The organism is uncultured Winogradskyella sp., from assembly GCF_947495255.1.
Lineage (GTDB): Bacteria > Bacteroidota > Bacteroidia > Flavobacteriales > Flavobacteriaceae > Winogradskyella.
Genome location: NZ_CANLYI010000003.1, coordinates 1 through 13,647 on the forward strand (window position 1 = coordinate 1; position 13,647 = coordinate 13,647).

5 protein-coding genes are annotated in these 13,647 nt (G+C 32.6%); all 5 read right to left on the reverse strand.

The genetic code is table 11. The features are described 5' to 3' along the window. Positions 1 to 524 (reverse strand): choice-of-anchor L domain-containing protein (locus tag Q0807_RS04805; protein ID WP_299107007.1); only part of this gene is annotated, 524 nt, incomplete at its 3' end. 139 nt (positions 525 to 663) lie between these two features. Beyond that, the gene (locus Q0807_RS04810) at positions 664 to 5,505 is read right to left on the reverse strand and encodes a T9SS type B sorting domain-containing protein (RefSeq protein ID WP_299107009.1); all 4,842 of its coding nucleotides are present in this window, start codon (positions 5,503 to 5,505) and stop codon (positions 664 to 666) included. Positions 5,506 to 5,918: 413 nt separating this feature from the next. Further along, positions 5,919 to 7,700, reverse strand: coding sequence for a gliding motility-associated C-terminal domain-containing protein (locus Q0807_RS04815; protein WP_299107011.1), 1,782 nt, complete (start codon positions 7,698 to 7,700; stop codon positions 5,919 to 5,921). A 38-nt stretch (positions 7,701 to 7,738) separates the two neighbouring features. Further along, on the reverse strand, positions 7,739 to 10,180 hold the full coding sequence (locus Q0807_RS04820) for a T9SS type B sorting domain-containing protein (protein ID WP_299107013.1): 2,442 nt from the start codon (positions 10,178 to 10,180) through the stop codon (positions 7,739 to 7,741). A gap of 19 nt (positions 10,181 to 10,199) precedes the next feature. Then, positions 10,200 to 13,637 (reverse strand): T9SS type B sorting domain-containing protein, encoded by a 3,438-nt coding sequence (locus Q0807_RS04825; RefSeq protein ID WP_299107015.1) that lies wholly within the window; start codon positions 13,635 to 13,637, stop codon positions 10,200 to 10,202. Between the last annotated feature and the right edge of the window lie 10 nt (positions 13,638 to 13,647).

The window sequence follows — 13,647 nt, forward strand, 5'->3', positions numbered from 1 at the left end:
TAAGGGTCTGCTGTACTTGCTCGTTTTATAAGAATGGCGAAAACATCTTTAAAATTACAAGGGTATTCTTGCTGATACTCATCTGAAGCGAATATATACTTAAAAGACACAAAATTATTAACAGTTTCGAAATCGAATTCTATAGAGGTTGCATTTAAAGTTTGGGTAATGCCTGTTATAGCTTCAATATCTGAGTCAGTTGGCCAATAAATAGACCCTTCGTTTAAGTCTGAAGCAATAAGTGTATTACCAGCGGAACTAACACTACCAGTAGATAATACTAAACCATTTTGAAACGGAAAATTTGAAGTATCACTGTTAAAAGAACCATAACTAACAATATTATCTATGCTACCGTTAATTGAAGAAGCTACATTCGATGCGGTTGCGCAACTATTTCCAACTAAGTCTTGAATTAATGTGTTTGGTTGTTGACTGTTATCCGTAGAAATCTGTTGCGCATTTAAAACATAAAGCTGCAGAATTAAAACAACAATTAAATAAATATTTCTTTTTTTTATCAAACTAACTTTAATCTAAAAAAGAGTTCGTAAAATAAATCACAAACCCTCTTTTTGTATAAAAGTAAGAAAAATCAATTAAACAGATGTTAAAATAATTGTTGAAGTTTAAAATTTAGTTTAATTTTTAAGTATTTTGTTTTTAGCGTTTTAAAGTGAAATGTCCTTTTACTTCGAAAGCTATAGAGCCACGTTGTACTTGCGCTACATACCAATAATCGCTCGTTGGCATTTTATTCCCATTATAATAACCATCCCATCCTGGTGTGTTAGAATTTATTTGAGCTAGCATTTTACCATAGCGATCAAATATATTAATTATAGTGCCAGGTAATGTTTCAATACCTACAACATGCCATGTGTCAAAGTCTCCATCACTGTTAGGTGTAAAGAACTTAGGGAAATCTACAACTAAAACTTCTTTTGTAACATTAGCACAACCATTTAAGTCAATAATAGTCACAGTATGGTAACCCATTGCTACATTTTCAAAGTGATTAGACTCTTGAGGTTCAAAGTTATCTAATTGGTATAAATAATCACCAATACCACTAATGGTAACGGTAATATTATTTGGGTCAGAGAAATCAACGATTTCAGTTGTTTCAATAGTCGCCGTTTCAGATTCTGATACACCAAAGTAACCTGTGTTTTCACAACCAAACTGCGTCGTTATTTTTACCCAATAATTCCCAATTTGAGAAATTTCGATTTCAGGTGTTACTTCTCCTGTTGACCACAAGTATGTATCTGTACTAATATTTGTATTAGCAGACACTAATAATGGTTGGCTTTCTAAACAGATGACTTGGTTTTCAATATCAATTACCGGAATAGGATTCACAATTGTTGTAAAACTTGTAATACTATAACAGCCTGTGTTATTATTTTCTATACGAGCATAAATTGTTTCATTATCAAAAGCCATATAAGGCGATTCTATTGCTGAATTATTTTCGTTTGCTTGAAGCTCAGAACCATGATAGGTAACTGTATAGTTAATTGGACTTTGTCCTCCTAATACGGTTGAGGTTTGTTGTGATAAATCAAACTCCATAATTCCGTCAAAATCATCATCGCAAGTCACTAAATCACTTGGTTGATTAGCAATAGGTAATGGGTTTACATTTAGATTAAACTTATAATACGTAGAACAATGTGTTGTACTGTATTCTGTTCTCACAAACAACGTGTCAAAATCAGTTTGATACGTATAATTAGTATCTAGAGCATTAGTATTAGCAATGGCATCTGCTTCATTATCAAAATAACTAAACAATACATTATAATTTGTGTCTCTAGCAGCTTCATTAATTTCTGTTAAATCTACTGTTTGTGTATCATTAGCACAAGCGTCAAATATTTCGAAATCATTAATAAGTGGAGGTTGGTTTACAATCAATTCAATAGGAATTGTAACATAACAATTAGAAATTGTGTTGGTTACAGTCATATAAACTGTTTGTGGGTTTGATGTATTGGTATAATTATCAGGATTTACAATTTCATTGGCTGTAGCCTCTGAGTCAGCAAAGTTTTCGTAAAAACTAACTTCAAGATCTTCTTGTCTTATATCTAAAATGTTAGCTTGTGCAAAGGTTAAATCAAATTGAAGTGTTCCATCTAAGTCATCATCGCATTCAGTCAATGAACCAGCAGGTAAAACCTCAGGAGTACTAATAACATTAATTACAAAAGATGTTATAGATTGACAAATGGTTCCATTATCTATTTGAACATAGATTTGTTGTGGGTTTACTGTATTTTGAAATTGTAAAGGAATCTCATTAACATCATTAATTGCATCATCTTCTGATGTAAAGAATTTTACCGTTTGTATATCTGGAATACCAGAAGAAACCTCGGTTATTTTATCAGTAAAATCGAACATTGTTGAACCATCAACAACACTATCATCACAAACCAAAATATTAGTTGGTTCATTATAGGTTGGATTTGTACCTACTTCAATAGTAAATGAAGAGGTTGTATAACAAGATTCATCTGTAGTATTATGTATTCTTACATAGATCTCTTGAGGATTCGTTACATTTTCGTAAATGTTTGCTTTATCTATAGCATTTGCTTTGTTATCAGCATCTGCTTGATTAAGATAATAAGAAACTTCCATTCCTGTTTGTCCACTCAGAGCTTCATCATCTTTATTTTCAAAAATGAATTCACCAATACCATCAGATGCATCTTCACAAAAATTAAGTTCGTTTATATAGTTGGTTAAATCACCAACAAAAGGTAATTTGTTAACAATAATATCTAATTCTTCAATGGCATAACAGCCAGTGTTTGTATTCTCAACACGCATTAAAACGGTTTCAGTTTGCGCATTATAATTTAAACTGTTTATTATTTCGTTTTCATTTAATTGTGCGTCTGATAAGGTGTTATGAAAAGTAACACTTCTATTTGCAGTTGCTAAAACAGAATTCGGAATAGTTTGAACTAAATTAATTTCAGAAAAACCATCTCTGTCAGCATCACAAAGAATAATATCTAGAGGCTTTTCACTTTCTGGTGCAGGTAATACATTAACTTCTAGAGTATTTGTGTCGTAACAACCTGTGTTGTCAGATGCTATTCTAGTATATATTGTAAATGGGTTAGTAGTATTAGTGTAAAAATTTGAAAATGCATTAGTATCGTCTTCTGCGTCTTGAGCTGTTGGGTAATATGACACATTGTATCCTTCTTGCCCATCAGTAACAGCGCTATCTAATGTAGCAAGTTCTGTTGATGTAAAACCATCTTGGTTTTCATCACATACATCTGTACTTACAATTGAAGTAAACTCTACAATAGGATTAACTACTAATTTAAAATCTGAATCTTCACTACAAGTAGTGCTCGTTATGGTAATATATATAGTTTGTGGATTACTTGTGTTCTCATATGGTAAGAGTGTATTAATAGCATTATTACCATTGTCTCTATCGTTTTCAGTTTCGTAGAATTCAACAGTAACATCTTCTAATTCGTTAATAATAGTTTCTGAGATATTTACAAAATCGAATTCTTCTACGTCATTATTTCCTATATCACAGAGGGTAACATCTTCTATAACTGTACCAGTTAATAATAGATTGGTATGGATTTCAACGGGTACTATAGAGGCACAACCAGAGTTGTTATTAGCAACTCTAACAAATACAATTTGTTGGTCAGCTATTAAATTTTCATAATTTGTGTCATTTATAATGGGATTGTCTCCTGTAGAGGCATCAGCTGCCGATTCATGAAAAGTTACAGTGACATCAGTTAATCCTTCTAATATTTCAGGTATAATAGAAGTTAAATCAAAAAAGGCATAACCGTCATGATCAGAATCACAGGCATCAATAAAGTGTGGTTCCATATTAATTACAGGACTCTCAATTACGGAAATATCTAGTGTAGTTATGCTAATACAACCTGTTTCAGCATTTTGTACACTTACAAATAATTGTTCTGTTGCATTAGTATTAGTATAAGGCATTGGGTAAGCATTAATACCAGCAGCAGCATCACTTGCAGAACTGTGATAAGTAACAATTAAGCCAGATTGAGATAATGTGATTTCAGAATCCTTTAAGGAGTTTAAATCCATAGCAGTACTTCCATCAGCAGTTTGGTCATCACAAACAACTAAAGCCGTTGGATTTGTAATGATTGGTAATGAATTTACAATTAAATCAAATGAAGAATATGCTAAACAGCCGTTAATAATATCTTCAATTCTAACTTGTATGGTTTGAGGATTTTCTGAATTTTGTATTGGGCTATTAATAGCATTAGTATTACTAATAGCTTCTGCATTAGTATAATGATAAGAAATGACATAACTAGATGCTGGTACAGAGGTTAAAACTTCTGCATCCTTGGTAGAAAGGTCAAACATTTCTATGCCATCACCACTTTGGTCATCACATAAAGCGAAGTCCGAAATAGGCTCAGCCGTCTGAGTAGAGTTTAGTGTTATGTTTACATCATCCTCAATAATGCAAGAACTTCCTGCTAGAGGTAATGAAATTTCAACACGATAGTTACCACTTTGTGTCGCTGTTAATGTTGCTTGGTTTGCTGAAGCAATTTGTACATTATTTAAAAACCAAGAATAAGTTGCACTTGTATTTGCTATGTTTCCATCTAGTTCTGTACTGTTAGCACAAGTAGAAATATCATCACCTAAATCTACTGAAGCATCAAAACTATTTCCTTCAATGAAAACAGCTGAATCATAGTTTTTATCGGTTTGATCGGCAATTACTAATTTTATTTGATATTGAACATTTGGTTGAATTGTTGCTGTTGCAGAAAGAACAGTTGTTCTACCGTTATAATTAGTATCTCCTACATTATAACCTTCAAAATATTCTTCGTTAGAAGCAGGACAAAAGCCCACAATATCATCATGTACGGTTTTTGTGTTCACAGGTGTTGTTGTACCTGGTACTAATGCAATATTGGTATAAGGATCACTCGTACCGCTTTCTCTAATTAAAAAAGCAAATCCATCACTGTATTCACAAGGGAAATTTCCAAAGTACTCTTCGGATGCTAGTATGTAATTAAATTGTATTTGATTTGATATTGAGACAAAATCAAATTCAATAGAGGTTGCGTTGACTGTTCCTGTTATACCTAAAGCTGTTTCTAGGTCACTATCTGTAAGCCAAGTTGCATCTCCATCATTTAAAATATCGTTATTTTGTCCGTTACCAGCAGAATTTGCATTACCAGTGGTTAATACAATTCCGTTTTCAAAAGGAAAGTCTGAAGCCGATTTTTCAAAGTATCCATAACTTCCTACTCCAATGGATGATCCGTTAGAGGGCGAGGAAATGTTAGATACTTCTACACATCCTTGGATTAAGGTATTCTGAATTAAGTCTTGGGGTGAAACTGAATTATCTACGGTAACTTGTTGTGCATACGAAATACTACAAATTAAGCCCATAAACAAGCAGAGGGAGCGATTTAAATAAGTCATTTAGTTTCGGTTAAGGTTTAAAAGTTTTAGTGTAGAGTAGATTTGGGGCTAACACATACACGTGTTCTAACTATGGCCGAAAAGTAGCGCTAATAAAGATGAAATACAAATATAAACGATGAAATACACTAAATGTTAACATTTAGTGTGTAAAAATGGGTGAAAGTGCAGAAAATAACTCTCTGAAATCTAATTTATTAGAATTTTAAAGACTACAAATTTTTAGCAAAAAGTAAGAAATACCTTCAGTTGATGTCAGATTATATTTTTATAAGATTTAAAAAAACGAGGGAAATTGTAATTATATTTTTGGAGGGAATTAACAATGATAATATTGTTAACGTTGATAAAGCTAAAGTAACATTTCTATAAAAACAAAAAAATAAGCTGAATGGTTGAAAAATTTAACACTTTTAATAATTTACATATACCCAGCCCATAAAAGACTTATAATTTGGGTCATTTAGATTTAAAATATAATAATATGTACCTACCGGAACAGTATTTCCTTTATTGTTAAGACCTCTATTTATTTTACCATACCATGGTTTACTATTATCACCTTTATAAATGAGAATGCCGTAACGATTATATATCTGTAGCTCATGCTCAGTAAAAATATCATACAAACCTTGAATATTAAACCAATCATTATGAGTGTCGTTATTAGGGGAAAAGCCTTGTGGAATATAAGGTGGACAATTTTCAATACTTAAATTAAACTGAAAAATTTCATAGCAAGGTGGACTCGCTAAACGCACATAGATGGTTTCAGGATTAAAACTATTGTGGTAGTCATAAGGGATTAAAATAGCGTTTGAGTTAGATTCTAAATCTTCTAAAGCCTTAAAAAATGTGACATCATCTTCGTTATACTCGATACTTTCCAGAGCCTCAAAAAGATTATAAGTTGAAGATTCAAAACCTTCATTACATCCAATAATTGTTGGTAAGACAATAATTTCTGGGATTACGAGCAATTCAACTTCAAAAGATATCTCATTATTGTCTTCATTTGTTTCAGTTATTATGCCTGCCATGGTTCCATTGTCATCTACAATTCCTGTGATTATAACGTTGGTATCAGCATCTGCAGGTAATGTTAGTAATACTGAGTTACTTTCGTTAGCATCAATCGCAATGTCATTTTGGGTTATATTTTGTCCTATTAAATTATTATTGTAATAAAATGCAATAGGTGTATTGGCAGGTAAAACTGCTGTACTATTGATATTGTATACGGTATAAAACACTTCAATTGTATTGTCTCCGCAGTTAACAATATAGTCTTCAATGGTTATTGTAGCATCTGGTAATTGACTATTTAAAACAGTAATTACATTATTAATCATTACAAAATCTTGTCCAGATGTCAATGATATTGTTGCAGAGGTATCTCCAATATTTATATTGTTCTGTATGTTATACACATCAATATCCATATTATACAAATCTGAAGCCCCTGTAAAAGAATTGGTACCATTAAAAGCATTATTTGCAGGATTAAGCGGAAAATTACTAATAACACTTCCGTTTATGGTGAGTTGCTCGTTAACTGCGATACCATTGTCACCTTCCCAAGCCACAAAGCCTATTTTTGCGTCTTCATTATCTAAAACATTAAGATTATCTAAAGTTATACTCAAAAATGTTGGTACACTTTGCAAGCCATCATAAACATTGAGTTGATTAAGAGGAAGGTTTTCATCTCCATAAATGATTGTAATAGCCCAACCACCAAAGTTTGTGCCTGAAGGACAATAAGGAGAAATAGCGCCAGTTAAATCAAAGTTAGAAATTGTATAATCTGTGTTTCCTAATGTTGTGATAATTGAAGTGACATCTGCAAAAGCAGCAAAAAAAACGCGATCAGTATCTAAGGCATCACTGAATGTACGTTCTGCCGTAACTTCAATGTCATTTAATGTTATATTAAAATCGCCATCACCAGAACCTGCCCAATATAAATACGCAGCGACTATATTTTGGTCACTACTAAGATTTAAGCTTGCTGAAGATGATGTTAAAATTGTGCATGCTCCTAACAAGCCATTTTCTTCAGTATTCATGGTGTTACCAATGGCAGTATAATCATAACGCCCATTGAATTGCTGATATAAAGCAATGTCTTGCGCAACTAATTGAATTGTTGAACAAATAAAAAGGAAGTAGAATATGTTTACTTTATTCTTCAATATTATGGCTTTACCAATCTAAAGTACAATTTTTAATATTAGCGTTTTAGGGTGAAATGACCTCTTAATGTTCTACCATCTTCGAGTTTTACTTTAAACCAATAATCACTGTTTGGTAAGTCCTCTCCATTAAATTTGCCATCCCAACCAGGACTAAGAGGGTCAAGTTCAGCTAATAATTTCCCATAGCGATCAAAAATATAAATGACTGTATTAGATTGAAATTGAGTCGAAATACCACTTACTCTCCAAAAATCGTTTGTAGTATCGTTATTTGGTGTAAAAAATTTAGGGAAACCTATTACAGAAACGAGTTGCTCGTTAATTCCACAATTGTTTTTGTCTCGCACATATATGGTATGAAGTCCAGCTTGTACATTATTAAATGTACTAGAGTCTTGATAAGGACCATCAATAGAATCTAAGGCATATTCATAATCACCTTGTCCATCTACAGAAACTGCAATAGCGTTGTTTTGAGTTGCATCGGTTACTTCAATATTAGTGATAGTTGCAATGCTAGAAGGTAAAACAGTTATTGTTCTGTCTTTAAAACAACCATTAGAATTGGAAACTCTAACTGTATAAGTACCTGCAGCACTTACTTCAATTTCCATTGAAGTCTCTCCTGTTGACCATAAATAACTGTAATTGTTTGGAATGTCATCAATAAGTCCTCCATTTAATGTCGTTGTTTCTGGAGCGAGATTTTCACAGTAAATGGTTTCATCCGTAATTTCAATATTTGGTAATTTAAAAACTGTGAGTGAGATTTCGCTAATACCATAACAAGCATTTGCATTTTCTACGCGTGCATAAATCGTTTGATTGTATGCAATAGTATTAGTAAATGTGGCATTGAGAGGATTGGTTTCAACTAATGCATCGTTATAAGTTTCATAATAAGTAATATCTAAACCAGAAGGAGTTCCGGCTAATACGTCATTATTAATGTCGTTAATATCAAATTGCATAAAACCATCTTCCGTGCCATCAGTATCACAAAGTTCTATGTTAGCATTGTTTGACGATGTTGTACTAACTTCTAAAGAAATCTGACTATAGTTAATACAACCACTTGCTGTATTTGTTACTCGAGCATAAACAATTTGAGGATTAAAGAAATTTTCAAATGAGTTGCCATCAATAGCGTTTGTTTGATTTTCTGCATCAACTTGACTTAAATAGCATTCAATAACTGAATTTTGAGCACTGTTTGTAATAGCATCATATGCTTCTGTAATATTAAAAGTTGTAAACCCTTCTGGTATACCGTCTTCATCACATTGTAATAGGGAAATGTCATTAGCAATAGGTTTTGGTAAAACATCAATATTAAAAGATGTAAAGCCAATACAACCAAAATCTAAATCTTCAATTCTAACAAATATTTCAGTTGGAGTAGGTGCTGTATTTGTATAGTTGAGTGGAAGAGGAGCAGAAAATGCTTCTGCATCAGTTTGACTTAAATAATAACTTATGTCATAATTTACACCTGTAATTCCGTCAATAATTTCTTGGGTTTTAGTACTAAAATCAAAAGTAGATAGTCCATTTTGATCATCACCATCTAGGTCGTCATCACAGATTTGGTAATCAGTTGGTGTATTAAAATTTGTTAATGCAGTAACATTAATATTAAATTTATTAATGATAAAACAGTCTGTTGTTGTGTTTTCAATTCTCACAAAAATACTTTGACTACTCGCAGTATTGTTAAAAACATCACCTAAAGCATCTGCATTAATATTTGCATCACTTTCAGATGTGTGGTAACTGACAACAACATCAGACTCACCATTAATAATATCTTGCGTGAGTTGCGTAAAATTAAATTCCCTAAGCGTATCATTAAATGGTGCAGAATCATCGCAAATATCTACATTAGGAAGGTCAGTCGAACTAGGATTAGATAATAAAGGATTCGTAGGTCCTTCTGGAAATGTAGCTGTACCTGTCCAATCTATAGAAAAAGGACTATTACCAATAGGTCTGTCTATAACAATAAAGTAACTTTCGCCTGCAAGGACATTTATATCACTAACAAAACTATCTCCATCAGCTCCAGGACCTTCATCAGGATCAGAATCTGTACTGTTCATTCCTGTTAAATTATTGCCTTGATTAGCATTTGAAGGGTTAGTTGTTGAACAACGAATAGCTTGTCCTATATTACCACAAGTGACATTGGGACCAAAGACAAAAAAGTCATAATCTTCATTAATACTAGTACTTCCTGGAGTAAGTGTAAATGCTAACGTACCATCTGTTGCAATATTAACTACTAACCATATACTATTGTTTTCTTGACCAGAACAGGTATTTGATCCGTTTAATTCTTGTGTGCCAACACCATTAACATCTAAGCTAAAACTAGAATTACCGCATACAGTTACGGCATTAACGCAATCATTAGGTTGCTGAGCAAAAATCAATAAATTAAAGCAAAAAAAGAGGGCAAATGTTAAGGTCGATTTCAATATGAATTAGGGTTTAGGGTTATCGTTTTAGGGTGAAATGATTGGTGAAAATTCGTCCGTCTTCTAAAGTTACTTTAAACCAATAATCACTAGTTGGCATTTTATGACCATTGTAATTACCATCCCAACCAGGACTTAAAGGATCCAGTTCTATTAAAAGTTTTCCGTATCTGTCAAATATATATATAATTGAATTTGTTTGAAACTGTTTTGTGATTCCATAAACTTGCCAAAAATCATTTACGGTATCATTATTAGGTGTAAAGAATTTAGGGAAACCAATTACTGATACTAAATCTTCTGTAATTCCGCATTCGTTTTTATCACTTACAAAAACGGTATGCAAACCGGGTAAAACATTATTAAACGTATTACTATCTTGGTAAGGACCCAATTCATCATCTAGAGCATATTCATAATGACCTTCACCACTCACAAATATTGAAATTGAATTGTTTTGAGAAGCATCTATTACTTCAATACTTGTTATAGTTGCAACATTAGATGGTAAAACAGTTATTGTTCGGTCTTTAAAACAACCGTTGGTATTACTAACTCTAACAGTGTAAATTCCGGTTGCGTTAATTTCTATTTCAGAAGTTGTTTCACCAGTAGACCATTCGTAATAATAGTTGTTAGGTAAATCTTCAAGAACGCCTCCATTAATAATGGTCGGTTCAGGAAATGTATTTAAACAATACAAGGTTTCAGATTCCGTTTCAATATTTGGCAGATTAAAAACTGTTAAGTCTACCTCACTAATACCATAACAAGCATTAGCATTTTCTACACGACCAAATATGGTTTGATTATAGGGAATTGAATTTGTAAATGAATTACCTAACGGATTAATTTCTAATAAGGCATCTTCATAAGTTTCATAATAGATTAAATCTAAATCTGCAGTTGTTCCGGCTAATATAGAATCATTAGCGTCAGATAAATTAAAAGTCATAAAACCATCCTCAGTTCCATCCGTATCACACAATTCTAAACTAGTATTGTAAGACGCGGTAGTGCTAACTTCTAGTGAGATTTCACTAAAATTAATACAGCTAGAAATCGTATTAGTTACTCTTGCATATATGATTTGTGGGTTGTAATAATTCTCAAAAGCATTAGCATCAATAGCATTTTCTTGATTTTCTGCATCTAATTGTGATACATAGAATTCAACAGTAGAATCTATAGCATTATTAGTAATATCATCTAAGTGATTATTAATATTGAATGAGGTAAAACCTTCTGGTATGCCATCTTCATCACACTGTATAATAGATAAATCATTTGCAACAGGAATTGCGTTGACCTGAAAATTAAAACTAAGCGTACTATAACAATCTGCTTTTAAGCTATTTTCAATCCTAACAAATATCGTTTCATTAAAAGCTGCAGAATTGGTATAGTTAATCGGTAAAGCCGAAGTATTTGCGTCTGCATCATCTTGCGAAATATGATAGGTGATGATAACTTCACTTGTGTCTTGCTCACCAAAAATAGTAGGAATTAATTCTTCAAGATTTATAGTTCCAATACCATCTACTGGATCATTAAGGTTATCACAAATAGCGATACTATTTAAATCTGAAAATTGCGGCACACTAAAGACTTCAAGATTAAAAGAATTTATGTCGTAGCAATTGGTGTTTTCAGAATTATCAACACGCACAAAGATGGTTTGCGGATTTGTTATATTGGTATACGGAAAAGTAATTTCATTATCGCCAGAATTGGCATCTTCAATAGTTTCAAAATAATGCACATTATATATTGAAGCATCCTGACTTTCTAAGGCTTCAGAATTTTTATCGGTAAAATCAAAATTTTGAAATCCATCATTAATAAAGTCATCGCAAACTTCTAAATCCGTAAGTGAATTTGCAACAGGAATATCAAAAACGCCGACAACAGCACTTCCTTCAATTGGGCAATTTCCGTTATTAGGTTCTATATATACTTCATAAAAGCCTGGTGTATCTACAAATAATTGAGAAGAGGTTTCTGTTAATGGAGTGTCATTAAATTTCCAAAAATAATCTGCACCTTCAATAGCTTCTGCTTCTAAGACATAAGAGTCGTTGGTACATAATTTTAGTTCGGTTGTACTGATGCCATTTTGAATAATATCAATTTCAGAATTAAATAAAGATTGAATAAAAGGTGGTAAACCAATACGACTTTTATTAACATTGGTACCATTAATATCTAAAAGAACACCTTGCTCGTTATAATTTGCTAAGGTTCCGTTGGCCTCTGGACTAGTGATAACACCAAGATAATCCGAAATATTATCAACACCAGTGTAACTTAATTGGGCTCTGTAAATACGTCTATCAATACCTAACTGTAAAGCTCCTGCAGTAATAGATGTTGAGGAATGTATAATTTGCATAGAATTTACAATATCTGCACTTTCCAAATCCCATTGCATAACGTGGCTGGTTCCTGCGCCTCCAGCACCTTCGCTAATTGTAGCGTAAACTTTTCTGTTTTCAGCAGAAAATTCTACACCATAAGGACTGTCATTATTTTGTGGTCCATATAGTTCTATATGGTTAGAGATAACACCTGTTTCATTATTAAAATCATACAAATCAACACTTCCGGCAGCATTACCAGCAGCAACAGTAGCTGTACCAAAATTGGCTACAATTATTTTAGAAGCATCTGGTGACGCTTTTAAATACCCTAAAGAATTTCGTCTATAACCTTCAATAGGAATGTATGGACCAACTGTAGAAATAACAGGTGTAGTATTTACACCATTTACATCTACTCTAAAGGAATAGAATTTATCACCAAAATGTGTAATCACCCAAAAAGATGAGCAATCTTCAGCGCGAACGGCTGTAATTTTTTCAGAACATTTATATTGAATTTCTAATAGAATAGAAGGGTCATAAGTTACTAGATGTACATTTTTTTCAATAGGATCTACATCACCTAAGCCACTATTGAGTGACATGTCTATTAAAGAGTAATTGAAACCATTATTAAAGCCATCATCTTGGCCAGGCACGTTTCCGCCTTGATCATAAGTACCAGTAAATTGGTTTGGGTAGGCACTGGCATTATCGTGATGAGGTTCATCTACTGTAAAGAGATAGTATTTTGTTGGGTCTTCTGGTTTTGGAACAATAAGTCCAGATGAGGTACTAGATGGATCACCTAAAAGACCAGTGCCTCCAAAATAATCTCCATTAGACATTATTTGGTGGTTGCTATTCCAAACGGTTCTACCATCAGAATAAAATTGTAAATTTCCTTCTGCATCAGAGATAGAAGTACAACCTTCTAAAGTGTTTATTTGACCGTTGGTAATTGCAGTAACAGAGCCATTTTCGGCATTAAATTGCAGACCAGCATTTTGCCCAAAATACCAAAATGAAGCTTCATTTTGAGCATTAATTTGGACAGTAGTAATTATTAATATAAAAACTAAATAGATCTTTTTCATAAGAGCTTAA

What these genes read in the sequence shown, in the direction of transcription:
- Q0807_RS04810 (WP_299107009.1), bottom strand. Translation starts at nt 5,505, where the DNA reads ATGACTTATTTAAATCGCTCCCTCTGCTTGTTTATGGGCTTAATTTGT.
- Q0807_RS04825 (WP_299107015.1), bottom strand. Translation starts at nt 13,637, where the DNA reads ATGAAAAAGATCTATTTAGTTTTTATATTAATAATTACTACTGTCCAA.